The sequence below is a fragment of the Thermomonas sp. genome (genome assembly GCF_029945965.1).
Lineage (GTDB): Bacteria > Pseudomonadota > Gammaproteobacteria > Xanthomonadales > Xanthomonadaceae > Thermomonas.
Window position 1 is genome coordinate 242,014 of sequence record NZ_JAQSDO010000015.1, and the last position, 26,635, is coordinate 268,648.

Below are 26,635 nucleotides of genomic sequence, written 5' to 3' on the forward strand. Positions count from 1 at the left end.
GGCCTGTTCATTAAAAAATCGTTGAGATGCTCTGCGGACTGGCATACAACATGCGTCTACGCGAGAGGATCCGGCCGACATGCAGCCGGCGCGAAATTTTGGAGTGGGGCATGAAGACATACAACAAACAATCAATCCGCAGGCGCCCGATGGCTTCAGCATTGCTGCCATGCGCGATCGCGCTGGCGCTGGCTGCCTGTGGCGGTGGCGGTGGTGTGCGAGCCACGCCGCCAGTCACGCCATCTACACCACCACCAACTGGCGGGATCGGCTTCACGCCGAATGTGGCCAATGACGCAACTCTGGTAGTGAATCCACCTGCCATCCCGACTCTGGCTCCGCCCATCACTTTTGTTAACCCCAGCCTCAACCTGCACCTGAGCCTGATCAATGCGATGGGTGCCTTGGGTGCCGGGTTGAAGGGGCAGGGCGTGACGATCGGGTTTCTCGATTCCGGAGTGAATCGCAGCCATCCGACCTTGAACGGCCGGGTCACCAGCAGCTTCATTCATGTCAATTCGCCACCCAACAACCTGAGCATCGACGACGTGGTTGGCCATGGCACCACGGTGGCATCGCTGGCGGCTGGTCGATCGGCCGTCGGCAACTACTTGAACGCAGATGGAACCAACTCCGGCAATACCGGAGTTTGGGGCGGTGGCGTGGCCCAGGATGCCAACATCGCGTCGTCTCGCTTCATCAGTGATGCACGTCCGGTCGATGACGGTTCCGGCGGAGGCAATGAAATCTTCGCTGGCGAGGGTTACGGCGATTATTTCCAGGCGCTCAATGCCGAGCTCGCCACTGCAGGTGCCAAGGTCATCAACAACTCGTGGGGTGGCCTGTACTGGAACGATCCTGCACTGACCGTGGAATTGGCCAATGCGTGGAAGGACTTCGTGGTCAACCGCGGCGGGATTGTGGTCTTTGCCAACGGTAACAGCGGCGATGACCCGCGCTTTGCCGGCAATCCTTCCGACAATGCTGCGCTGCCGACCATTGCCAACGATGCTGCGCTCGAGAAGGGATGGCTCACAGTCGGCGCGCTGGATCCGGACACTCCCACGCAGTTGACCAGCTACTCGCAGCAGTGCGGCATCGCGATGAATTACTGCCTGGTTGCACCGGGCAACGTGGTGTTCATCGACTCCAAGGCGACCTCGCAAGCCACCAGTGGCCTCTACAAAGGCGGCGGCACCTCGTATGCAGCGCCCTTGGTGTCCGGTGCTGCAGCGGTGGTGTGGTCGGTGTTTCCGTATTTCAACAATGACCTGGTTCGGCAAAGCCTGCTGGCTGCTGCCAAGGACCTCGGCGCTCCGGGCGTGGATCCGGTCTTCGGCTGGGGCCTGCTGGACGTCACCAAAGCTGCCAACGGCCCCAGCAACTTCGCCTGGGGCGATGTCAGCGTGTCGTTTTCCGGAAATTCCGTGTGGCGCAATCCGATCATCGGTAGCGGCGGCCTGACCAAGGCCGGCAGCGGCATCCTGACCTTGGCTGAAACCGCCAATTTCACCGGTGTGACTCAGGTCCAGGCCGGTGGACTGGACATCCGCAAGGGCCTGCGTTCCAACCTGTCGATTGCGAGCGGCGCCACCGTCTGGGGCAGCGGCAGCTTCGGCGGCAACGTCAGCAACAGCGGCCGCTTCTTCGGTGGGGCCAGTACGCCCGCAGCAATCGCCGGTAATTTCATCCAGTCCTCGACCGGCAACCTCGGGGTCTGGCTTGGCAGCACATTGAAAGTCACCGGCACGGCCATGATCGACGGGCAGATGTCGATCCTGGGCGTCAAGAGCGGGTACACCACCACTGCCAAGGAAACCCTGCTCAATTCGGTGGGTGGCGTGAGTGGCACCTTCAGCACGCTGAAGGCCGCGCCGAACGTCTTCCTCGATGCCAGCCTTGCCTACGACCCGAACAACGTGTTCCTCAACATCAACCGGATCGATGTCGCCACCGCCGTGGCGGGGATGAGCCTGTCCACGATCACGCAGACGTCGGCTGTGCGTGTCGAGTCGGCGATGACCGCGATCGATGGCCAGCTTGCTGGCTTCGCACCTGCGGGCATCGGCAGCAGCTTTATCGATGCAGCCGGCGATCTGCAGCGGTCGACCAGCATTGCCAACGCCGACATCTCCCTGCGCAGCCTGTCGGGTGAATTGCATGCGGCGTCGGCGGCGATGACCTTCGATGGCATCGATGCCGGACGTCGTGCGCTGGATGGGCGCATCGAGCGTCTCGCGCATGCGCGCAATGCGGTGGGTGGCGTTGGTGGCTGGTATCGCGACCTGTCGAGCAGCGGCACGCTGGCACAAAGCAGCTACGACAGCATCGGCATGGGCGCGTCGGGCGAGATGATCGGCAACGATTGGCAGGCCGGCCAAAACACCGTGATCGGCATCGGCATGAACCGGATCGAGCAATCCAGCTGGCTGGGCGCGTTCGGCGATCGCAACCGCGGCCGTCAGCGCGAGATGCAACTGTATGCCGCCAGCTGGCACGGCGATTGGTACGGCCAGGCGCAACTGGCGCTGGGTTCATTCGAGCGCCAACTGCAGCGCAACCTGCTGCTCGGCTCACTGCAGGACGCAGTAGCCACGCAATTGGCTGGCAGCTACACCAGTGCATCCGGCGAAATTGGCTGGCGTTTCGAGGGCACCAGTGACATTGCGCTGACGCCTTATCTGGGCAGCCAGTTCGTGCGCATCGGCAATGACGGTTTTGCCGAGGCCAGTGCGACCGGCTTCGGCCTGCGCGCCAATGCCTGGGACAGCAGCCGCTGGCAGGGTTTCGCTGGCTTGCGCGCCGATCGCGGTTGGCGCGTGGGTGGCATCGACCTGCGTGCCGATGCGCGCGCCGAATGGCAGCAGACGCTCGCGTCGCGCGGGCAACTGTTCGATGCCAGTTACACCGGTTTGACCCAGTGGGCGCCATTGCAGGGCATTGCATTGGGCAGCCGCAGTTCCTTGCTCGGGTTGGGCGTGTCGGCAAGCGTAGACAACAACACGTCGTTTCGCTTTGACCTCAGTCGCCGCACAGGTGCAATCGGCGCAAGCACGATGGCGTCGTTGCAAGCAGCGTATCGCTTCTGACCGGAAGCACATTGGCCCATGAAAACGCCGCGGCTTTGATCGCGGCGTTTTCGCATCAGCGTTTTGGAGTCAATCGCCACACTGAATTGCCGACGTCGTCGGCGACCAGCAGCGCGCCATCCTTGGCTACCGCGATCCCGACCGGCCGGCCGCGCGCGTTGCCATCGGCATCCACGAAGCCGGTCAGCAGGTCCTGCATTGCGCCTTTCGGGCGACCCTGTTCGAACGGCACGAAAGCCACCTTGTAACCCGCCAGTGGCTTGCGATTCCATGAGCCATGCAGGCCTATTACCGCACCCGCGCGACCGCCGCTCCACACACCACCGGGATGGAATGCGAGGCCAAGCGGCGCGACATGGTTACCGAGCGCATAGTCGGGTTTGATCGCGCGCGCCACCAATTCCGGCGCCTGCGGTTTCACCCGAGGATCCAGATGTTGGCCCCAGTAACTGTAGGGCCAGCCGTAGAAGCCGCCGCGCTGTACCGAGGTCAGGTAATCAGGCACCAGGTCGCTGCCGAGTTCGTCGCGTTCGTTCACCACGGCCCACAGCGCGTCTGTGTCCGGCTCCCATGCGAGCCCAACCGGATTGCGCAAGCCCGAAGCGAATACCTGCAGCGCATGGGTCGCGATCGTGTATTCGAGGATGTTGGCACGCAGCACCTCGACCGCCATGCCATTGTCGCCGGCATTGCTGTTTGAACCCACGCCGATGTACAGGCGTTTTCCGTCGGCGCTGGGCAACAAGCTCTTGGTCCAGTGGTGGTTGAATTTGCCGTTGCCGGGCAGGTCGATGACCTTGGTGGGCTCGGCGGTCGCTTGCGTCTGGCCGCTGGTGTAGGGAACCGAAACCAGTGACGCCGCGTTGGCGATATACAGCGTGTTGCCCACCAGCGCCATCCCGAACGGCGAATGCAGACCCTTCAGGAACACGTGCTTGGTTTCGGCCACGCCGTCGCCATCGGCATCGCGCAGCAGGGTGATGCGGTCCGGGCTCGGCACCCCGGCTCCGGCCTTCTTCATGACCACGCCCATCACCTTGCCCTTGATGCCGGTGATGCCGCTCTTGCCCGGCGGGCCGTTGGTCTCCGCGACGAGCACGTCGCCATTGGGCAACACCAGCAGCCAGCGCGGATGCACCAGGCCGTCGGCGAAACGGGTGACGGCCAGGCCGGGCGCCGGGGTGGGCGCAGTGCCTGCGGGCCAGCCTTCCGCCGGCGCGATATCCACCGTAGGGATCAACGAATGGTCCGGCGCAGGCAGGGTCGGATCGTGACCGGTGGTCGCGGACCTCGGCAACATTGCGGGCGCGGCGCAGCCTACGAGCGACAACATCGTCGCCAAGGCGGGGGCAGCGGGCATTGCGCGTAATCGCGATGCAATCATGGACGCAGCTCCGAGAACTTTGGAGCCTGTCGTGTAGCAGTTAGTGCGTGAGCGGGGCGTGCGCCAAATGGCGCGATTGGCGCGTGGTCAGCTGTTGCCGTTGAACAGCTCGCGGCCAATCAGCATGCGCCGGATCTCGTTGGTGCCGGCGCCAATTGCATAAAGTTTGGCATCGCGCAGCAGGCGGCCGGCCGGGTATTCGTTGATGTAGCCATTGCCGCCCAGCGACTGGATCGCTTCCAGCGTGACCTGCACCGCGGCATCGGAGGCATGCAACAGGCACGATGCCGCATCGACGCGACTTTTATGGCCGGCGTCATAGTCGCGCGCAACCTGGTAGGCGAAGGCGCGCGATGACTGCAGCGACGTGTACATGTCGGCGATCTTGCCCTGCATCAGCTGGAAGGTGCCGATCGCCTCGTCGAACTGCCTGCGCTCGCGCACGTAGGGCAGGGTGATGTCGAGCGCGGCCTGCATCAGGCCAATCGGCCCGCCGGACAGCACCAGGCGTTCGGTGTTCAGGCCGCTCATCAGTACCTTGACGCCTTGGTTGACTTCACCGAGCACGTTTTCAGACGGGATCGCGCAGTCCTCGAATACCAGTTCGCAGGTATTGCTGCCGCGCATGCCGAGCTTGTCCAGCTTCTGCGCGGTGGAAAAACCAGGCATGCCCTTTTCGACGATGAAGGCGGTCATGCAGCGGCTGCCGGCGTCCTTGCCTGCGGTACGCATGTAGACGATCAGCACGTCCGCCTCGGGGCCGTTGGTGATCCACATCTTGGTGCCGTTGGCGATCCATTGGCCGTCCTTGAGTTCCGCCCGACAGCTCATCGATCCGACCACGTCGGAACCGGCACCGGGTTCGCTCATCGCCAGCGCGCCCTTCCACTCGCCCGTGCATAACTTCGGCAAGTATTTCGCGCGCTGCGCATCGTTGCCATTGGCGTACAGGTTGTTCACGCACAGATTGCTGTGCGCGCCGTAGCTCAGGCCAATAGAACCCGAGGCGCGGCTGATCTCCTCCATCGCCACCATATGCGCCAGGTAGCCCAGCTCCGAGCCGCCGAATTCGCCCGGCACGGTGATGCCGAGCAGGCCCATCTCGCCCAGCTTCAGCCACAGCTCCTGCGGGAAGGCATTGTCCTCGTCGACCTGCGCCGCGCGTGGTGCAATCTCGGCCTCCGCAAAGCGGCGCACGGCGTCGCGCAGGGCATCGATCTCTTCACCAAGGGGGAACGGGCGCATGACATTGGTCCTGTGTTCGTGAATAACTCGTCGAAAAAACAGACGGGGCCGTGGGGCCCCGTTGATTATGCCGCGTTGGTCTCACCCGTTATCCAAATCCTCATTCAAACAACCCCTGTCGTGGCGTGGATTGAGGTAGCCCCCTTTGGTAAAGGGTGCGCCGCGACAGCGGCGGGGATTTGGATGGCGATCAGCGGGGCCCAAAGTTTGATTTTTTCAAACTTTGGGATTGATCTGAGCGCAGCTCAGGTCGATATATCAATGCCCGCGGATACGACCCTGGAAGCGCGGTGTGCCGCGGCCCATTGGCAGCTTGAGCTTGCCGATCTGCTCGATACGCTCCTCGGCCAAGCGGTCGGCTGCCATGTAGGTCGGGATCGCGTCGCGTTCGGCGATCTCGTAGATGCGCGCCAGGTTGTGATAAATCGTGCGCATCATGCGCATCGCGCGCTCACGGTTGTAGCCGTCGATTTCCAGCGACACGTTCATCACGCCGCCCGCGTTCACCGCATAGTCCGGTGCGTACAGGATGCCGCGCTTGGCCACTTCGTCGCCGATCGCGTTGTTGGCCAGCTGGTTGTTGGCCGCGCCGCAGATCACCTTGGCCTTGAGCCGCGGCAAGGTGGCTTCGTTGACCGTGCCGCCCAGTGCGCAGGGCGAATACACATCGGCAGGCACGTCGTAGATCTCGTCCAGGCTGACCGCTTCGGCGCCGTATTCGTTGATGGCCTTTTCGACCAGGCCCTTGTTGATGTCGGTGACGAAAATCTTGGCGCCGCGTTCCTTCAGCAGCTTCACGAACTCCATGCCGACGTGGCCCAGGCCCTGTACGGCATAGGAATACTTGCCGACATCCTCATCGCCGAACTTCTTGTTCAAGGTCGCCATCAGGCCTTGCAAGGTGCCGTAGGCGGTGAATGGCGAGGGATCGCCGGAACCGCCATGGACCTGGTGCACACCGGTCACGTACTGGGTTTCGCGGTAGACGAATTCCATGTCGTTGACGTCGATGCCGACGTCCTCGGCGGTGATGTAACGGCCGCCCAGCGATTCCACGAACTGGCCGAACGCGCGGAACAGGTACTCGGACTTGTCGCTGGCCGGATCGCCGATGATCACGGCCTTGCCGCCGCCAAGGTTCAGGCCGGCCACTGCGTTCTTGTAGGTCATGCCGCGGCTCAGGCGCAGCACATCGTTCAGGGCTTCGGCCTCGGTCTGGTACGGCCACATGCGGGTGCCGCCCAGTGCCGGGCCAAGCACCGTGTTGTGGATCGCGATGATGGCCTTCAGGCCGGCATCCTTGTTGTGGCAGAACACGACCTGCTCATGGCCGGTGGTGTCGAGGGTTTCGAAGATCATCGGGTGCTCCCAGTCTGGACGAGGTCCGCTTGGCGGCGTCAGCCAGTGTGTGTTGAGTCGCTGGAACAATCAGGAATATGCGGTGTCGAGCGACGGTAGGCGCGAGGTTCGGATCGCGGCGCGAATTTTACGCAGGTCGGCCAGCAAAAGCGCGTTGTGCAGGTCGCGCGGCGCTTGCGGTTTCCATACGCATGCGTGTGGAAACAGCTCTTTTGAAACTATTTTAATCCCGGATGCATCCGGGCCGCCCCTGGCGGCGTATGGGCTGTAGAGACAGCCGTGCAAGTCCGGCTGGCGACGTCGCAAATCAGCTGTTCAGGTAATCAGGGGGTAATCCATGCACACCATCCACAGGACGGCGATCGCCGGGCTGTTGCTTACGCTCGCGGGCTGCAGCTCCGCGCCAACGCGTGAAAACAACGACACGCACGTGATGCCGGCCGAGCAAACTACGACGGCCGCCAAAGCGGCAGCGATGCCCGAATCCGTGCCCAAGGCAATTGTCGAGGTGGCCCCCGCACCCGAACCTGCGCCAGTCCCAGTGATTGTTCCGGCTGAACCAGCAGTCGTGATGTCGAAGCCTGCCGCCAAGCCCGTGCCTGCAAGCAAGCCACCTCCGGTCGCCAAACCCGTCGCGGTTGCACCAGCGCAGCAGCCTGATGCAGCACCCGCAAGCTCCATCAGCGGCACCTTGAAGCTGGTTGCCGGACAAGGTCAATCGGTCAGTGCGGGCGAGGTCAGCGAAGGCCTGGTGTATTTCCTGCCCAAGGCCGGCAGCCCGAAGCCCAAGCCGGGCCGCTTCAGCATCAACACCCGTTCAAAGGGTTTCGCTCCCGAGACACTGGTGGTGCCGCAGGGCAGCACGGTGCGCTTCCCGAACGTCGACACGATCATTCATAACGTGTATTCGCGTTCGCCCGGCAACAGTTTCGACCTGGGTTACTACGGCCCCGGCCAGAGCCCCGAGTTCACCTTCAACACGGCCGGGCTGGCGATCGTCAACTGCACCGTGCACCACACCATGCGCGCCAATGTGGTGGTGCTGGCCACCCCGTATTACACGCGTCCGGCAAAGGACGGTCGCTACCAGATCAAGGACGTGCCGCCAGGCCCGGGCACGCTGGTGTTCTGGCATCCACGCGCGGCCGCGAAATCATTGCAGGCCAGCGCACCGCTGACAGGCGGCGCCACGCAGACGCTGGTCGTCAGCAAGTCGCCACAAATGCATTGAAGTGCTTGCAACGTCAAGCACGCACCGCGGCAAACGCCAATAGGCCGTGTGCGGTGAATCAAGTCGGCGGGATACAGGGGAAATGAGATGACATCCAGGCAATATCGAATCGGAGTACTGGTCGTGCTCGCGGCGCTGTTGGTCGCATTGTTCGGGTTGTTTCGCTGGCAGGACGCGCGCCTGACCACGGCGGTCGCGGGCGAGCGACTGGAGCAACTGCAGCGGGTGCAGGGCCTGGTGGCCGAGATCGGCCGGCAGGGACTGGAATCGCGTGGCGGGCAGATCGCCAACAACCAGGGCGTGACCGGTTACGTGGCGCAGGCGCTCGGTGGCTCGTTGCCGGGCGTGGTGTTTGATACCGCATCCCTGGTCGACCTGCTGCAGGACAGGCGCGACCAGCTCGGTCTTGCGATGGCGGCGGTAATTGATGCGCAGGGCCAGGTCGTGGCCAGCACCGAACCGTTCGCGGCAGGCAACGATTTCAGCAAGAACCCGTTGTACCTAGATGCCAGCAAGACCGGCAAGGTGCACACCGGCTTGATGGTCGATGGTGGCCGCCTGCTGCGCGTGTCGATCCAGCCCTTGGTCGACTACGGCGTTGGCGTGGCGCAGTTGCTGGTGGCCGAACGCATCGGCATCGAGCAGGCGCAGTCCATTGCCGAGATCGGTCATGCCGATGTGGCCTTGCTGGCCGATACCAGGGATGGCCTGTTGATGGTGGCTTCGACCTTGCCGGCCGACCAGCAGGCCGGACTGCTGGACCAGCTGCCGCAACATGGCAAGGTCGATGTGACACGCACCGAAATCCAGATGGAAAGCAAGCGCCAGGACGTGTCCGTGCAGCCTCTGTTCGGCCTGCAGCAGGCGCGGCTGGTATCGCTGGTGCGGCCACCCACGGACAGCGCTTCCTTCCTGGCCTTGCGGTTGCCGTTCCTGATCGCCAGCGGCTTGCTGCTGCTGGTACTTGGCACGGCTGCGTGGCGGGTCTGGCAGCAGTTGCTGCGCCCGGCCAATGGATTGGCCGAAGTCCTCGAACGTGCCGCGCAAGCCAATGACATGCATATGTCGGCACCGGTTGCCGGCGCACAAGCGCTGCGCCGCATCGGCACCGCGATCAACCAGATCTTCAAGCAGCAGCAATCGCGATAAGCACGACCACATCGTTGCCACTGCACCACAACACAAGAATCAACAGGGGACATCGCAATGCGAGCACAAGATTTGAAGGGCATGCATTCGAAAGGAATGCACTTGAAGGGCAGGCGGACCAGTCTCGTCATTTCACTGTGCCTGTTCGGCTGGGCCTTCAATGCGCAGGCGCAGGAGGCTTCCGCCTTGCAGGATCAGGAGCCACCGGCCGAACCTGTGCAGACACCGACCGGCACCAGTGGCAAGCTGCTGCTGACAGGCGGCGTGACCCAGATCGAAGGTGCGGCCGGGGGCGGGCTCACGCCTTGGGCGGTGATCGGCGGTTACGGCACGCACGACCAGATTGGCGCAAATGCCTATTACACGCGGGTCAACCTGTCCGACTACAACCTGCAAAGTTACGGCGCGTTGGTCGGCATCCATGACCGCGTCGAACTCAGCGTGTCGCGCCAGGCCTTTGATACCGAAGCCGTCGGTGCCGCACTTGGTCTGGGCCACGGCTTCACCATCCGCCAGGACACTTATGGGCTGAAGGTGAAGATTGCAGGCGATGCCGTGCTTGAACAGGACAACTGGATGCCGCAGGTCGCGGTCGGCGTGCAGTACAAGCACAACGACCAGGGCGGCCTGCTTTCGGCGATTGGTGCGAAGAGTGCAAATGGCACCGATGTGTATGTCAGCGCGACCAAGCTCTATCTCGCACAAAGCTTGCTGCTCAACGCCACGGTTCGGTTCACCAAGGCCAACCAGTTCGGCATTCTTGGTTTTGGCGGTGACCGCCACGACGGCTACAAGCCGCAGTTTGAAGGCTCGGCCGCCTACCTGCTCAACCGCAACCTGGCAATTGGCGCCGAATACCGCAGCAAGCCGGACAACCTCAACATCGCGCATGAAAACAATGCGTGGGATGCCTTCATCGCCTGGGCACCGGCCAAGCACGTCTCAGTGACCGTGGCCTACGTGGATCTCGGCAACATCGTCATTCGCGACAACCAGCGCGGCTGGTACGCCTCGCTGCAGGTCGGGTTCTGACTTGCACGCTCAGTCCTTCCCAAGGAAGCAAATCAAATGAATCTCAAGCAAACCCTGATCGCATCCAGCTTCATGCTGCTTGCCTGCCTCCCATTTGCAGCCTTCGCACAGGATGCCCATACCAATACCGATGCCAACGACGCGATGCCGATGGAAACCACTGCGCGGCTCGACCCCACCGCGCCGAATCCTGCGCCGCCGCATCCTGAACTGGCCGGCGTGCTGCTGCATGATTTCGGCGGCAAGGCCGGGCTGACGACAATCGTCGGCACTTTCATGGACAACATGATGGCCGACCCGCGCACGCAACCGTTTTTCGCCAATGTCGACCGCGAGCGGGTCAAGCGTGAGCTGACTGAACAGTTCTGCGTGATCCTGGGCGGCGACTGCGTTTACACGGGTCGCGACATGCGCACCACGCACGCGGGCCTGAAGATCGACCGCAATAATTTCAACGCGCTGGTCGAAGACCTGCAGCTGGCGATGGACACCCACAAGGTGCCGTTCCGTTCGCAGAACAAGCTGCTGGCGATCCTGGCGCCTATGCATCGCGAGGCGATAACGAAGTAGGGCACTTCGACTTGAAGGGAAAAGGGGTCAGAGTGAAGTTTCCTGATTGCGATCAGGAATGATGTAAGCCCGTAGGCAGGAAATTCACTCTGACCCCTTTTCCGCATCAATCGCTGCCGGCGGCACTCTTGATGCAGTTGCGTCCGGCGTGCTTGGCGGCATACAGGGCCTGGTCGGCCTCGGCGATCAGGTCGTCCAGGCGGCTTTCCAAGGAGGGCCGCATCGTCGCTACGCCAATGCTGGCGGTCGTAGCCGGGCCAGTCAGCAATGCCTGGTCGCCTGTCGTCGACAGCGATGCAATCGCGGCGCGCAGCGATTCGGCCACTGCGATTGCCTGCACCGGGTCGGTGCCGGGCAGCAGTACGCAGAATTCCTCGCCGCCATAGCGCGCTGCCAGCGCCTGTGGAGGAAGATGCGACTGCAGGATGCCCGCTACCTGCTGCAGGCGCGCGTCGCCAGCCTGATGGCCGTGGCTGTCGTTGAACGCCTTGAAATGATCCAGATCCAGCATCAGCAGTGACAGTGGCGAAGAGGCAGCGGTCGAGCCCTGCCATTCGCGCGCCAACGTCTCGAACAGGTGTCGTCGGTTGCCGAGCCCGGTCAGCGGGTCGGTGTAGGACAGCCGCAGCAATTCGTGATTGAGTTGGTGAAGTTCCTGCTCGCGTCCCTTCAACTCGGTGGTGCGTTGCTGGACCATTTCGCTCAGCCGTTGCGTATTTCGCCGCAGCTGGCGTTCGCGCCACTTCAGGACCAGCCAGAACAGGCCCAAGGCGGCCAGCACTTGCGCCGCGCGCGCAGCCGGCGTGCGCCACCACGCCTGTGGCACGTCGATGGAAAAGGTAATCGGGAATGCCGTGGTGCCCATCGCATCGCGGGCTTCGATGCGGAATTCATGCAGGCCATCGCCCAGGTTGGCCAGCCGATGCCGATTGTCGTTCGACCAGGCCACATTGCCTGATGCCTCTTCAGCGATCACCCGATACTCGCTGGCGTGTTCGTCTTCGCCAGTCAGCAGCTCGAACTGGAGTTCCACGCCGCTGCTGCGCGATGGCAAGACCAGTGGTTGCCCATTGGCAGGAACCGGTATGCGCTTGCCATTCACCAGCACCGCCGACAGCAACAGTGGCGACGGCTTGCGCATGCCCGCCGTACGCGGCGTATACACCGCGGCGCCACCGACCGTGCCAATCCAGACGCGGCCGCGGTCGTCCACCTGCATGGCATTGGCATTGCATTCGTCGTGGGGCAGGCCATCGGCGCGATGGTAGATGATCGACTGGTAGCCTGTGCCGGCACGCTTCAAGCGGGCTACGCCATAGTCGGTGCATGCCAGCAAGTCGCCGCTGCCATCGCGTACAACCCCATAGACCATCGGTACCGGCAACGGTGGCAATGCCGGCCTGGTCACCAGACGAGGCACGTCCGGGTTGCCGATATCGATGCGCAACAGGCCGCTTTTGTTGCTGCCGATCCACAACACTGGACGGCCGCCTGCATCTCGGATCAGGTGCATGTCGTACAGGGCATCGGACGGAATCCCGATATCCGCGCCGAAGAAGTCCCAGTTGCCGTCGCGCACGCGGGCAAGGCCGCGGTCCGCGGTGGACATCCACACATCGCGTCCGACCCGGATCGCACCGTAGGCCCGCGACGGCATGCCTGTCCGGGTGCCTTTCCAGTCCCAAGCGCGCCCATCCCAATGGGCAATGCCCTGGTTGCGCGTGCTGATCCAGACGCTGTCCTTGTTGGCCAGCAGCAGGCTGACCGCTTCGTTGTCGTTCTTGGCCCACGGGGTGGGGATTTCGATGAACCTGTCGCCCTGCAGGCGCAGGACGCGACCGCTCCACGCACCGACCCACAGCGCGCCTTCGCGGCTGCCATCGGGTACGCGCAGAATGCTGCGGATCGTCTTTTCGGGGAGACCTTCGGCGGCGCCATAGGCATGCCATTGCCCGGCTTCGAAGCGCTGCAGGCCATCACCGTCGCTGGCCAGCCAGATGCGTTCACTGCCATCCGCAACCGGCTCGACCAACAGTCCCCAAACACCATTGCCGCGGGTGCCCAGGGTACTCATCAGTCGCCATGCGCCAGTCATTGGCGTGCGCACCGCACCGGCATCCGTGCCGATCCAGATCAGCGGATTGCCCTGTGAATCCTGCCCCGGGGTAAGTGTGCGGACGCGGCTGCCCAGCTGCGGGATGCGCGGATCGGCCATGGTCCAACTGCCGTCCGCGCGCAACACCGCCAGGCCATCACGCGTGCCGATCCAGGCATCGGTGCCTGCGCCCGGCATCGCGACCAGTTCGATGTCGGCCACGAAGTTGCTCGGCAACGGACTGTTGTCGGTGTGCCAGCGAGTCCATGTATCGTCCTGCCAGCGTGCCAGCCCGCCGCCCTGCATGCCGACCCACAACGCAGCCGAGGTGCCGGCACGCGGTTGCTGCTGCAGGGTCAGGATTTCGTTGGTGCGTGGCCCCGATCCCGCCATCGAAACCGGCGAACAACTGTCACCGTCGCAACGCTGCAATCCGGCGCCAAACGTCGCCAGCCAGATGCGCTGTGGCTGGCCAGCGCGGGTAGGCTCCAGCGCGATGTCGAAAATCTCGCGCCCAGCCAGCGACGCCGGCAGCGGCCACGCACGCCATTGCCCATCCACGAATTCCGCAACGCCGCCGCCCACGGCGAACACGCGTTCGCCCGAGCCCGACGCAAAGGCGCGCATGCGTTGCGTGCGGCGTTCATCGAACGGCGAGCCCAGCGAGGACCAATGGCCGTTCCGGAGTTGCCAGATGCCACCGCTGTCCACCGACGCCAGCAGGGTGTCGTCAGCCGTCACCAGCAGGTCCAGGACCTGCCGCTCCAGCACATCGCCAGGCCCATGTTCGGCGACCATCCGCGATCCGCTCTGGCGCGCCAGTCCACGCATGGTGCCGACCCAGACTTGCCCGCTGTGCTGGATGGCGATTGCATTCACCGTCGGGTCGGGCAGGCCTTCGCCGGTATCGAAGACATCCGACGGCAACCAGCCCAAGCCATGCAATCCGGATGTGTCAGCAGCGACCGTGGCTGCGGGTGATACAGCCGCCAGCTCCTTGGCGGGCGTGACCTTGGCAGGTGTGCTCGTGGCAGGCGTGACCATGGCAAGCGCGCCGATGGCAAGCATGGTGGCCAGGCAGGCAGCGGTGGAGATGGATCGGATGCCGGCCATGCAGCTCCCCAGGATTTGGGAAGGACTTTAGCAAGGCCCATGCCATCTGAAGTGGCAAACATGCGAATTTCGCGCTGAATACGCTCAGCCAGGCACCATTCCGGCTCAGCCGCCGAGCTTCATGCCCATCTTCTTGCCCAGATCCTTGCAAGGATCCGGGCGCTGGATGGCAGGAATATGCCGTTCGCTGTCGAACTCGCCCGGCGCGCCTGCTTCTTCGACAAACCCGATACTCGATGTCGTCAGGCCCTGCGTGTGCAGCCAGTACGGCACTGCGATGTCGCGGCGCACATGGCCATTGCCGGCAATCAGCACCACGCCGCGTGAGGCGAATGGGCGCAGGGTTTCGGCCATTACAATGTCGCGGGCAATCTGCGCGCGCGCCATCGGCTCCAGCATTTCGGCCGGCAGCATCCCGCAATGGCCAGTGCGTACCTCCTCGATCTGCGGCCCCAACACCCCGCTCGGCAGCGGCTTGTCCAGCCCGTAACGGCTGATCTCGCCCGCATCCAGCGCCGGGGCGAATCCTTTCTCGATCACCTTGCCGGCATCCGCACGCGACAGGTTGGCGGCCAGTAGCGGCAGCTTGTATTGCATGGCCAGCGCGATCACCGGCTTGTAGAATTCCCAGTTCCAGCTGGATTTGCCAGGCGCCGCGCGCGCCACCACGCAATCGGCATCGGTGCATTCGCGCAGCGCCGCATCCAGCAGGGCCTGGTTCTCGCGGTCGAACTGCTCCATCGCAATGGCCGGGCGCCAGCCTGCCTCAACGCGGGCGCGCAATTCCTTGGCGCGCAGGCGGTGGCCTTCGCCGTTGTCGTGGGTTTCCCCAAGCAGCAGCACATCAGCCGATGCCGCCGGGTCATGGTGCACGCAGCCCAGCAGGACCAGCGGGAGCAGGGCAACGAACAGGCGGTTGGCATTCGGCATGGCAGGTCCTGACGGTGGATCGGTGGCTGGAACTTTTATACGAATGAGACAGGATAACGCGCGCGCTACAATCGGCGGTCCCCGCAATCACTGATGCCAGCGTATGAGCAGTCCCGCCGAAACCCTGCCCGCAAGCCAGCCCACCGCTCTTGATGAGAGCCGTTCCCCGCTGCGCTTCGTCACCGCCGCCAGCCTGTTCGACGGCCACGATGCCGCGATCAACATCATGCGGCGGCTGATCCAGGCGCAGGGCGCCGAAGTGATCCATCTCGGCCACAACCGCAGCGTCGAAGACGTGGTCCGTGCCGCGTTGCAGGAAGACGCCGACGCGATTGCGCTGTCCAGTTACCAGGGCGGGCATGTCGAATACCTGAAGTACATGGTCGACATGCTGAAAGAACGCGGCGCCCCGCACATCAGGATCTTCGCCGGCGGTGGCGGCACGATCACGCCAGAAGAAATCCGCGAACTCCAGGCCTACGGCGTCGAGCGCATCTACCACCCCAATGACGGCATGAAGATGGGGCTGGTGGAAATGATCGAAGACGTGGTCAAGCGGGCGGGTGAAAACCGCGGTCAGCGTGACGTAAAAAGGGGTCAGAGAACAGTTTCCTCCCCAACAGAGCTTGAGTCGGATGTGGTGTCGGAGGAAATGTTCTCCGTAAAAAGGGGTCAGAGAACAGTTTCCTCCCCGACAGCGCTCAATTCGGATGTGGTGCCGGAGGAAATGTTCTCTGACCCCTTTTTACCTTCCATCGAAAACGAAATCGCCATCGGCCGCGCGCTGTCCGCGATCGAAGACGGCACCCTGTCCGAAGCCGAGCTCTCCAAGCAGCGCAAGCAATGGCAACTCGCCAGCCGCAAGACCCCGGTCATCGGCATCACCGGCACCGGCGGCGCTGGCAAGTCCTCGGTCACCGACGAACTGCTGAACCGCTTCCTCGCCAGCTTCCCGCAGATGCGTATCGCGGTGATCAGTGTTGATCCCACCCGCCGCCGTAGCGGTGGCGCCTTGCTGGGTGACCGCATTCGCATGAACTCGCTACGCAGCCATCGCGTCTACATGCGTTCGATGGCCACGCGTCGGCAGAACGTCGCCACCAATGCGGTGCTGAAAGATTGCATCGGTTTCCTCAAAGGTCTGGGCTACGACTTGGTGATCGTCGAAACCGCCGGCATCGGCCAATCCGATTCGGAGATCGTCGACCTGGTCGACTTCCCGATGTACGTGATGACCAGCGACTACGGCGCGGCGTCGCAGCTGGAGAAGATCGACATGATCGACTTCGCTGAGCTCATCGTGCTCAACAAGTACGACAAGCGCGGCGCCGAAGACGCACTGCGCGACATCCGCAAGCAATGGAAGCGCAACCGCGTCGCGTTCCAGACCAAGGACGAAGACGTTCCGGTCTATCCGACCATTGCCAGCCAGTTCAATGACCCCGGCATCAGCTGGATGTTCAGCAACTTGTGCAGGTTGCTGAAAGCAAAATGGGAGTCGAAAAGGGGTCAGGCCCATTTTTCGGCCGAGGAGAAAAGGGGTCAGACGCATTTTTCGGCCGATGACAATGATCCTGCCGGAGACAACGTCCGAAAACATGCCTCTGACCCCTTTTCGATGGTTCCTCACATCGACACCACCCTGAAAGAACCCCGCGCGACAGTGCTGATACCCGGCGCTCGCACGCGCTACCTGTCCGAGATCGCCGAGCAGGGCCGTAGCATCAACCGCCAGATCGAAACCCAGGCCGAAACCGCCGACCGCGCGCAGTCCTTGTGGCAGGCGTTGTCGGAATTGGGCGATGCCGAATTGCCGGCTGCACTGGATATCTACGGCGCCGATGCGCTCACCGATGCCCCCGACCGCAGCCTGCTCACACTGCGCCAGCGCTACAACGACGCCATCCAGTCGCTCACCGCCGAAAACATCAAGCTGCTACGCGCATGGCCGCAGCGATTGAAGTCGATCACCGACGAGATCACCGAATATAAGGTGCGCGACAAGACCATCCGCGTTGAGAACTACACCACTTCGCTGAGTCACCAGAAGATCCCCAAGATCGCCGCGCCCACCTACCGCGGCTGGGGCGACTTGCTGACCTTCCTCGGCAAGGAAAACCTGCCGGGCAGCTACCCGTACACCGGCGGCGTGTATCCGTACCGCCGCACCGGCGAAGACCCGATCCGCATGTTCGCGGGCGAGGGCACGCCGGAGCGCACCAACCGCCGCTTCCACTACCTCAGCGTCGGCCAGCCCGCCGCGCGCCTGTCCACCGCCTTCGACAGCGTCACCCTGTACGGCGAAGACCCCGCGCCGCGGCCGGACATCTTCGGCAAGATCGGTAACTCCGGCGTCAACATCCCCACGCTGGACGACATGAAGAAGCTGTACTCCGGCTTCGACCTGTGCGCGCCCACCACCAGCGTGTCGATGACCATCAACGGGCCGGCGCCGATGATCCTGGCGATGTTCATGAACACCGCTATCGACCAGCAAATCGAGAAATACCTGAAGGCCGATGACACGCGTTGGGCCGATGCCGAAAAGACGATTGCCAAGCTGTTCGATGGCCGCGAACGTCCGCAATATTCGGGTGAATTGCCGCCGACCAATGACGGTCTCGGGCTTGGCCTCCTCGGCGTGACCGGTAATCAAGTGGTCGATGCCGACACCTACGCCCGCATCAAGGCGGACACCCTCAAGACCGTGCGCGGCACCGTGCAGGCGGACATCCTGAAAGAAGACCAGGCGCAGAACACCTGCATCTTCAGCACCGAATTCGCGCTGCGGATGATGGGCGACATCCAGCAATACTTCGTCGACCACGGCGTGCGTAATTTCTACTCGGTCAGCATCTCCGGGTATCACATCGCCGAAGCCGGGGCCAACCCGATCAGCCAGCTCGCCTTCACCCTGAGCAATGGCTTCACGATCGTGGAGTACTACCTGGCGCGCGGCATGTCGATCGACGACTTCGCGCCCAACCTGAGCTTCTTCTTCAGCAACGGCATGGACCCGGAGTACACCGTGATCGGCCGCGTCGCCCGCCGCATCTGGGCGCGCGCCATGCGCGAGCGTTACGGCGCGTCCAGCCGCAGCCAGATGATGAAGTACCACATCCAGACCAGCGGCCGCTCACTGCACGCGCAGGAAATCCAGTTCAACGACATCCGCACCACGCTGCAGGCGCTGTACGCCCTGTTCGACAACTGCAACAGCCTGCACACCAATGCCTATGACGAAGCCATCACCACGCCGACCGAAGAGTCCGTGCGCCGCGCGGTGGCCATCCAGATGATCATCAACAAGGAACTGGGCCTCAACTTCAACGAGAACCCGTGGCAGGGCAGCTTCGCGGTCGACTACCTGACCGACATGGTGGAAGAGGCGGTCTACAAGGAGTTCGAAGCCATCAGCGAGCGCGGCGGCGTGCTCGGCGCCATGGACACCATGTACCAGCGCGGCAAGATCCAGGAAGAGTCGATGTACTACGAACACAAGAAGCACGACGGCAGCCTGCCGCTGGTCGGCGTGAACATGTTCCTGCCCAAGGAACACGCTGGCGAGATTGCGACCGAGATCGAGCTGATCCGTTCAACCGAAGAAGAGAAGGGCCAGCAGATCGCCAACGTCAAAGGCTGGCAGGACTCACGCAATGCCCTGGCGCCGGTTGGGGAGACCGCGCACGGCCATATGATCGAAGACGAGAGCGGGGCGAGTGAACCGCACGACGGTCATGGATTGGGGTATTTGCAGCAGACGGCGCGGGATCGCAAGAATGTGTTCGAGGCGTTGATGGAGGCGGTGAAGACGCATTCGTTGGGGCAGATCTCGCATGCGCTTTATGATGTGGGTGGGGAGTATCGGAGGAATATGTGATTCAGTACACCTGAAAAAACGCGTGGTTTTTTATTTCAGTTTGAAAAAGGCAGATCTCAAATGGCAATTGATGTAGACGAAACTAAGCCAGACATCTTAATTTGCCACTTGTCAGATCTCCATATTCGTACGGCAGAGTCTATTGCACTAAGTCGAATGTCAGATATCTCGGGCGCAATAGGCAGTCTCGTGACCAGACCGACAGCCGTATTGTTTCTAGTATCCGGAGATCTGGCCTTTTCAGGAAAGGCTGAAGAGTATGATCTTGCCACGACGGCACTAGAGAAGCTAAAACAATCTCTAAAAGCATGGCCGGTCGAGAGCAGTCATGTATATGTGTCGCCAGGGAATCATGATTGTGATTTCTCAAAAATATCAACCACAGTTCAATCTGCGTTGATAAACGACATCCCCGAAGTCGCCGGCTTGGAGACGGATTCAATTATAGGGGAGCTGAGCCGAACTCAAGTGGACTTCACGCTCTTTAGGGATGTGGTTTGCTCGCCTATGCAAGCTCATGGATCGATACTGAGTCGTACTCGTATCGATCTCAATGGAAGATCAATTGCGATCTATGCGATCAATACGGCATGGACCTCTAAAAATCCCGAAACCCCAGGCGCACTCCGGATGCCAAAGGACGTCTTGCCTAATGATATGGACGAAGCGGATCTAGCTATTGCGATTGCACATCATCCCCTTAATTGGTTCTCGCCGCAGGACGCAAGATATCTTTCGCATTGGCTGGACACTCATGTTGACATGACTTTCTGGGGCCACGAACACGCGATTGACGATTTCGAACAAATTCGCGGTAAGTTCGGATCCAAAGTGAAGCATTTGATCGCCTTACCGATTGACGATAGAGAAAGTGAATGTGGATTCTCGTGTTTAAAAATTAGCGCGACGGAAGGTGGTTTGCAGAAAACAGATTTTCACTGGAGCGGGGCGGAGTTGCGCTTGAAGTCGGAACACATTGGAGAAATATGCCCGATGAATCCGGCACGCCTCTTAGGGAAAATTCGATTTACTAGCACGTTCGAGGATTTTTTAGATGATCCAGGGGCGTTTCTCAAACATCCTCAACTTAGCCGACATCTGCGGCTATCAGAAGTATATGTTCATCCTGAATTCCGTACGGTTGATTCTGCGAAGAGCGAATCCGTCAAGCTAACGAGCAGTGTAACGACGTCTGATTTAATTGATGCTTCCACCGCATTTGGAAAGGTTATAGTATTTGGACAGGAGCAGTCTGGAAAGACCACATTTGCTAAGACGCTAGTCAGTGAGCTACGGCATAATGGAAGCATTCCTATTTACCTCGACTTTGCCACTCTAAGTAGTGCTAATAGGGGTGAAATAAAGACCTGGTTCAGGTCTGCATTGTCAGCTCAATATGAGCGCGACGCCCACGATGAAATCTCACAGCTAGAATCGAAACGTCGCTTCGTCGTGCTCGATAACCTTCAGTCGGCCCCAGCAGGTTCAACGGGTATTGCACGGGTTTTTGAGTTAGTTACAGCATGGGCAGATAGAATAATTTCACTTACAAGCGCTTCGCCGGCTATTACTGTGCTTTCTGCCGAAATTGAAGGTGATCAAGATTCGGCATACTGGCGTGGCTCCAAGATTTTCGAGATTCTTCCGCTTTCTCATAAGCGCCGCGGGGAATTAATCAGGAAATGGGTGGAGATTGGTAGGTCGGACTCGATAACTCCAGAGCAAATCGAGCATGAAACCAGACAAGTCAAATCCGTGATCGATGCCTGGCTGGGCAAAAATTTTCTACCCCGATTCCCAGTATTCGTACTGATCGTGCTTCAGCAAATGGACGTGGGCCGTCAGCTGAAATCTGTGATTTCGAATGGATCGCAAGGATTTCTCTTTGAAGCACTCATTACTAAGGCGATTGAAGGGCATGTCCATAAGCACCCTATCAACACGGTCCGTGATTTTTTAAGTGAATTCGCAGCTGCGTTGTGGGTAAAAGATGCGGCTTATCTGAGTACGGCTGATGTGGCCAGCTTGAGAGAAAAATTTGCTGCAAGACTGGTCACGGTTAGTTCGGATATTTTGTTAGAAGAGCTTGTTGAAGCCAGATTAATTGCTGTCGATGCTAGGGGTATGGCCTTTCGTTACCCGTATTTATATTATTACTTTTCAGCACTTTGGATTTCTCGGCTCAAGGACGTTGAGCGAGATATTGAAATCAGGCGGCATGTGGAGTTTGTTAATACTGAGCGCTCCGCAAATATTCTTACCTTCCTGGCCCATTTAGAAAAACATCATGAAGTATTAAAAGTTTTACTTCCCATGGCGTCGAGCCTATATTCTGAATCGACTCAAGGTACTTTGAGTGAATACTCAAAAATATCAGTTCGATACCGCACCGCGGCGGACCGTCAAACATTGATGCTAGGTAAGCCTGATCAAGTTAGCGACTACATGCACGATGAGCGCGATCGTATGGATGGAATGATCGAAGGTCGGGAGGATGTGGGGAACGGGTCTCAGTTGGAAGACACATTCAAATTGAATACGGCTATCAAATCGATCCAAGTGCTGGGTCAGATTTTGAAAAGTAGGGCTAGTGGTTTTGAAGCGGACGAGAAAGTATTAATAGCTAGCGAGTCAATGAAGCTTACTCGAAGAATGCTCTCATTCTTCTACAAGATAATTTATGAAAATGCGGATATGTTTGTTCATTTCGCGTCAGATGCTTTTGAGAGAGCATTAAAAATTGACAAAACAGAAGCCGCTAATATTGCAAATGATTTCATAGGATTGCTAGTGGTTGGATTCGGGAAGGTGTCAATTTCGATAGTAGGAGAGGCGCTTGCTTCCCCAGAGCTACCGTTGTTGATTTCTAGACTCGAGAAAGATGCTGCCGACGATGAAGATTCAAGATTGATGTTGCTGGCGGCTAGACTGATAGCTGATCCAGAGTACCCGTCTCACGCAGTTATCGAATTCAATAGCGGCTTGAAGCCCGCGAATGTTCTGGCGCACTCAATACTCGGATGGTTGGTTGCTCGACGATTTCATTTAGATCCACCCGATCATGCTGTTCGGGATCAGGCATGCAAACTCCTAGGAATAGAAACGAAGCGCCTTCCAGCGCGGCTGGTCGGCGCCGGAGGCAAGTCGTAAACCGGGACTGTAAAAAAGGTACAAAACAGGGGTCAGAGTCGACTTTTTCAGAGTCCAAAAAACAGGCAAAAAACAGGGGTCAGAGTCGACTTTTCCAGATTCCGTCTGGGCTGAGTTCGCCGGGAATCAAAAGTCGACTCTGACCCCTGTTTTCAAGCGATACGCGCCATTACAGCCAAGTGGGCGCGGGCTGCAGAGCGTGTACCTCACCAACGTCCCAGAATCACTCGTCTTGGAGCTTGCTGACTTAATCGGTCACGAGGCTCGTATTATTCTTCGGGGCAGCAAAGTGGCTGATGCCGAGACCTTGCCCGCTGTGGGCCTAATTCAATGGGAAGAGCATCAACTGGCTGAGGTGCGACACGACTCGACGATAACGGAGACAACGAGGCAGGCGGTGGTGCAGGCGCGTCGCGGCCAAGGCCTTTTCAAGCAGCGGGTCATGAAGATTGAACGCCGCTGTCGTCTCACCGGAGTCGATCGCCTTGAACACCTTCGGGCTAGCCATTGCAAGCCATGGCGCGATGCAGACAACACCGAGCGCTTAGACGGCGAAAACGGCTTGTTGCTTACGCCAGACGCCGATCATCTATTCGATCGTGGTTTTTTGAGCTTTGAAGATTCGGGAAAAGTCCTTGTGTCCCCCGTCGCCCATGTAGCGTCACTGAGCGCTATGGGTCTGGACCCCTCCTCACTAAAGAATGTAGGTGCTTTCTCTTCAGGGCAGCGGAGCTATCTGCGTTTCCATCGAGAAAACGTGTTTCTTCAAGCCCGGCTGCGGGGTCGGTGAAAAAAGGGGTCAGGTACATTTTTCTCTGACCTTGGGTCGGCCGCGTCGGCGCACTTTCAAATCGCGCTTGGTGAGCTCCTCGGTCTGGAAAAAAATGGTACGGCACACGTCGAAGTGCTCGATACGCGCAAAAGTATTAAGGCGCATTATTTACCTTATCGATACAAGTGTCTACATCTGGCAAAAAGGGGTCAGAGAACATTTCCGTTTGAATTGCTCCGCGGAAAACAGGGGTCAGAGTCGACTTTTTTCAAACTGAGTCGGGACTGAGTTGGGCAGGGATCCGGGAATAAAGGGTCAGAGAACATTTCCGTTTGAAACGTGCAGGAAAAAAGGGGTCAGAGAACATTTCCGTTTGAATTGCGCCGCGACGTGAGGGTGCTTCGAGGAAAAGTTCTCTGACCCCTTTTTGCGTGAGTGTCTGCCCACATTCGCAACTAGAGCGTATGCCTCCCATCGGCATTGGGCGGGTGGCGTGGTCAGAAATGTACCTGACCCCATTTTTGCCACTGTATGACAGACTTTCGGAAAGCCTCGGTGCGACTCATAAGGAGTGTCTGGTGACTACACGCTACACGCCATCCGGTATACGAATGCGCCTTCATGGTTCGAAAGCGGGAACATTGAACTGGCTGCTCTTGCCAGGTGGCCCTGGCCTTGGTTCGGAGAGCCTGACGGAACTCGCCGATGCGCTGGATGTGCCTGGTTCCGTCTGGCTGGTTGATCTTCCCGGCGATGGGTCCAACGTGGCGCGAGATGATCGTGAAGTGTTCGGAAGTTGGCCGGGGGTCATCGTTGAAGCGGCCAAGGAGGTTTCCGATGCGATTTTTGTCGGTCATTCGACCGGCGGCATGTACCTGCTGGCGACAGCGGGACTGCATGGCTTAATCTGCGGCCTGGTTTTGCTCGACACGGCGGCGGACTGCTCCTGGCATGCGCAGTTCGTGGCGATGACCCGGAAGCATCCCTTGCCGGCATTTGATCAGGCTGCCGCGGCGTACGAGCAGGAGCCTTCCGCTGCGAACCTGATGCGTCTTGCGGTGGCCTCGGCCGAATGGAACTTCACGCCGAAAGCGCTGGATGCCGGTCGCGCATTACTCGCACGGTTGCCATACAACGGCGATGCTGTCGCTTGGTCCGAAGCGCATTTTGATCACACCTACAAGGAAAAACAGGGGTCAGAGTCGACTTTTCCAGAGTGCGTCGGGTCTGAGTTGGCTCGGCAACAAAAGTCGACTCTGACCCCTGTTTTGCTTCTGCTGTTGTTTCCTGGGCCGCCCGATTTTTTGTGGGCCCACGGTTCTTCCAAGCTGAGCCTCGATTGCCAGCCTGAAGCGATCTTGTGCGTAGGGGTGCTGGCGTTGCAGGTGACAGCGGATGGCGTCCACTTCTTCGGCATCAACTGCCGTCATCACCATGGCACGGTAATGCTGCTGACGTTTTGCGGTATCAGTCGATAGCGCCAAGTATTCCGGATGAGGCGTGAGTAGGCTGTCGCTCTCGCCAAAGGCCAGTGCTCGATGGCTGGACCAACGATAGTCGCGCGGATCGGCGACCATCGCAGCGCGCATGGGGTTGAGTTCGACGTAGCGGTGGCAGTGCATGAGGTAGCCGCCGTCGCCGACCAGACTGGATTTGTAACGTCCTTCCCACAGGGTGCCGCTGCGGTGGTATGTGGCGTTGATGTATCGAACATAGCGCCGCCCAAGAGCCTGCATAAGGCGTGGGACGGCGCCTTTCGCCGTTGGCGTCAGCAGCAAGTGGACATGGTTCGTCATCAGCACATACGCATGGATCGCGCAGCCCTCGCGGCGGGCCATGTCACGCAGTTCGCTGCGATAGCACAGGTAGTCAGCGTCGTTGAAGAAGCATGGCTGGCGGTCGTTGCCCCGTTGAACGACATGTTGCGGAATACCGGGAAGATCTATTCGCAGTGGACGAGGCATAGCAATTGGCAGCGTGATAAGTCATAGGCAGGGTGCCTCGCAACGCTTCACAGACCCATCGGGAAAGTTCGTTTGCCGAGGTCAGGAAAGTCGACTCTGACCCCGGTTTTCAGGAAAGTCGACTCTGACCCCTGTTTTTGGCAGAGCACTCGGCGTTACGGACGCGCTTCGGTAGGAAATGTACCTGACCCTATTTTTGGGAATGACGTTCTAAAACATGGGAGAATTCTTTAGGGCTTTGGACCACCAGGGGATGAATTCGAGATGTCGCCACTACGTCACGCGCTGTACGCAACTTTCATCGCATTTTTCGCCAGCCTGGTAGCGGGTTGTGGCGGGGGTGGGGGCGGCTCGTCATCGGGAACTGGAACAGGCGGTGGTGGGCCCATCGTCAATCCACCTCCACCTCCACCAAGTAATTCCGTCAACAGAAATTTCAGCTTCAATCCTCTCAAGCAATACCCGCCGCAGCTCGTGAATCAGGAAGGCAAGTACTGGGGTGCGGCCGTGGCGATCGGGGATGTCACCGGGGATGGACGCCCAGATGTTGTGATGACCACGGAAGGAACCGAGCAAACCTCTACGCCCAGCTTGATCAGTCAAGTCATGGTGTTCCCGCAATTGCCGGACAAGACGTTGGGGGAGCCTGTTCACGCGCCCTTCCTCAGTCACTATGCTTGGGCTACCACCGGCATGGCGCTCGGTGACCTCGACAACGATGGCGTACAGGAAATCCTAGTCGGTCATCAGGATGGTCTGTCCATCGCGAAATTCCGACCCAGCACAAATAGCCTGGAAATGGTGACGTTGCCGGACCCGGTGGGCTATTCCGCTGTCACTACCGGAGATTTTGATGGCGATGGCAAGGTGGATGTCGTGGCACAGACCTGGTCCAGTGGTGCCGTGTTGTATAAGGGCGACGGAACTGGAGGCCTGCTGCGCTTCAAGGATCTGGCGACACCGCTTGCAGGGTACAACCGGATAATTGCTCGTGACATGAACAAGGACCAGAAGCCTGACCTGGTGATGACCAATGGTCAGGGTTTCGCGTTCTGGTACCTGATGCTGAACGAAGGAAACGGGACGTTCGCGGCGGCAACGTCGAATGCAATCCCGAGGCGTACGCCCATCGATTGGCCTTGGATGGCGCGGGGCGTGGATACCGCTGACCTGAATGGCGATGGTCGGCCGGACGTGGTGACCAGCCTCGTCTCGAATAGGCCCGCGGGAATTGCCGTTTATCTTGCGCAGGCGAATGGGGGATATCAGCTGGATAAGGTGCTTGACTCGTTCGACATACCCGAGCCGGTGGTCATTGCAGACCTTGATGGAAACGGATTGAAGGACATCATCACGCTGCACGGCGGGTTCTTCAACATGGGTTATTACTTGCAAGGCCCTGGCGGTTTTGAGCCGGAAACGATGGTTACCGTTTCGTTGACAGCCTTTCCCACCTCGCATTACAGGCCTGACGGCTTGGCCGCTGGTGACATCAATTCTGACGGTTGTATTGATGTCGTGTTGGCCGATTACCAACACGGCCTTCTGGTTCGAACGGGCGCCAAGTGCAAGCGTTGACCTTTTTCGGTTTTTGAGAAAAAACGGGTCAGATACATTTTTTCTTGAGGCGGGGTCGGCCGCGTCCGGGAAAAAAGGGGTCAGAGAACATTTC

The 26,635-nt window shown here is 60.0% G+C and carries 15 protein-coding genes and 1 pseudogene; 10 read left to right on the forward strand and 6 right to left on the reverse strand.

What is annotated here, in order from left to right:
- The first annotated feature begins 110 nt into the window (after nt 1–110).
- Entirely contained in the window at nt 111–3,089 is a 2,979-nt protein-coding gene (locus tag PSV05_RS07435) for an autotransporter serine protease (RefSeq protein ID WP_300063715.1), read from the forward strand.
- A gap of 55 nt (nt 3,090–3,144) precedes the next feature.
- Here PSV05_RS07435 and PSV05_RS07440 read toward each other — a convergent pair whose 3' ends face one another.
- The 3 genes from PSV05_RS07440 to PSV05_RS07450 form a co-directional block, all read right to left on the reverse strand.
- On the reverse strand, nt 3,145–4,422 hold the full coding sequence (locus PSV05_RS07440; RefSeq protein WP_300065390.1) for a sorbosone dehydrogenase family protein: 1,278 nt from the start codon (nt 4,420–4,422) through the stop codon (nt 3,145–3,147).
- 138 nt (nt 4,423–4,560) lie between these two features.
- Nucleotides 4,561–5,718, reverse strand: coding sequence for an isovaleryl-CoA dehydrogenase (locus PSV05_RS07445; protein ID WP_300063717.1), 1,158 nt, complete (start codon nt 5,716–5,718; stop codon nt 4,561–4,563).
- Nucleotides 5,719–5,976: 258 nt separating this feature from the next.
- The gene (locus PSV05_RS07450; RefSeq protein WP_300063719.1) at nt 5,977–7,077 is read right to left on the reverse strand and encodes a Glu/Leu/Phe/Val dehydrogenase dimerization domain-containing protein; all 1,101 of its coding nucleotides are present in this window, start codon (nt 7,075–7,077) and stop codon (nt 5,977–5,979) included.
- Between the two features lie 571 nt (nt 7,078–7,648).
- On the opposite strand from PSV05_RS07450, the gene PSV05_RS07455 reads away from it, so the two are divergent.
- The 4 genes from PSV05_RS07455 (at nt 7,649) to PSV05_RS07470 (ending at nt 11,059) form a co-directional block, all read left to right on the forward strand.
- Nucleotides 7,649–8,308, forward strand: a complete 660-nt coding sequence (locus PSV05_RS07455) for a hypothetical protein (protein ID WP_300063721.1) — start codon at nt 7,649–7,651, stop codon at nt 8,306–8,308.
- An 87-nt stretch (nt 8,309–8,395) separates the two neighbouring features.
- Entirely contained in the window at nt 8,396–9,457 is a 1,062-nt protein-coding gene (locus PSV05_RS07460) for a hypothetical protein (protein WP_300063723.1), read from the forward strand.
- Nucleotides 9,458–9,559: 102 nt separating this feature from the next.
- Nucleotides 9,560–10,489 carry a DUF3034 family protein gene (locus PSV05_RS07465; RefSeq protein ID WP_300063725.1) on the forward strand — a complete coding sequence of 310 codons (930 nt, stop codon included), beginning with the start codon at nt 9,560–9,562 and terminating at the stop codon, nt 10,487–10,489.
- A 36-nt stretch (nt 10,490–10,525) separates the two neighbouring features.
- Entirely contained in the window at nt 10,526–11,059 is a 534-nt protein-coding gene (locus PSV05_RS07470; protein ID WP_300063727.1) for a group 1 truncated hemoglobin, read from the forward strand.
- A gap of 106 nt (nt 11,060–11,165) precedes the next feature.
- Here the strand turns inward: PSV05_RS07470 and PSV05_RS07475 are convergent, their stop codons facing one another.
- Entirely contained in the window at nt 11,166–14,267 is a 3,102-nt protein-coding gene (locus tag PSV05_RS07475) for a diguanylate cyclase (RefSeq protein WP_300063729.1), read from the reverse strand.
- 105 nt (nt 14,268–14,372) lie between these two features.
- On the reverse strand, nt 14,373–15,197 hold the full coding sequence (locus PSV05_RS07480; RefSeq protein WP_300063731.1) for a ChaN family lipoprotein: 825 nt from the start codon (nt 15,195–15,197) through the stop codon (nt 14,373–14,375).
- Between the two features lie 103 nt (nt 15,198–15,300).
- Between PSV05_RS07480 and PSV05_RS07485 the strand changes: the two genes are divergently transcribed.
- The 4 genes from PSV05_RS07485 (at nt 15,301) to PSV05_RS07500 (ending at nt 24,477) form a co-directional block, all read left to right on the forward strand.
- Entirely contained in the window at nt 15,301–19,077 is a 3,777-nt protein-coding gene (locus tag PSV05_RS07485; protein WP_300063733.1) for a methylmalonyl-CoA mutase family protein, read from the forward strand.
- Between the two features lie 60 nt (nt 19,078–19,137).
- A complete protein-coding gene (locus PSV05_RS07490) occupies nt 19,138–22,227 on the forward strand; it encodes a metallophosphoesterase (RefSeq protein WP_300063735.1) in 3,090 nt (1,029 codons plus the stop codon).
- A gap of 232 nt (nt 22,228–22,459) precedes the next feature.
- Entirely contained in the window at nt 22,460–23,017 is a 558-nt protein-coding gene (locus PSV05_RS07495; protein ID WP_300063737.1) for an HNH endonuclease signature motif containing protein, read from the forward strand.
- Nucleotides 23,018–23,577: 560 nt separating this feature from the next.
- Nucleotides 23,578–24,477: an alpha/beta hydrolase gene (locus PSV05_RS07500; RefSeq protein ID WP_300063739.1), complete on the forward strand. Its 900-nt coding sequence runs from the start codon at nt 23,578–23,580 to the stop codon at nt 24,475–24,477.
- Between the two features lie 180 nt (nt 24,478–24,657).
- Here the strand turns inward: PSV05_RS07500 and PSV05_RS07505 are convergent.
- Nucleotides 24,658–24,963 (reverse strand): annotated as a pseudogene (locus PSV05_RS07505) (transposase); the annotation flags it as partial.
- 264 nt (nt 24,964–25,227) lie between these two features.
- On the opposite strand from PSV05_RS07505, the gene PSV05_RS07510 reads away from it, so the two are divergent.
- On the forward strand, nt 25,228–26,541 hold the full coding sequence (locus PSV05_RS07510; RefSeq protein WP_300063741.1) for a VCBS repeat-containing protein: 1,314 nt from the start codon (nt 25,228–25,230) through the stop codon (nt 26,539–26,541).
- Nucleotides 26,542–26,635: the final 94 nt, after the last annotated feature.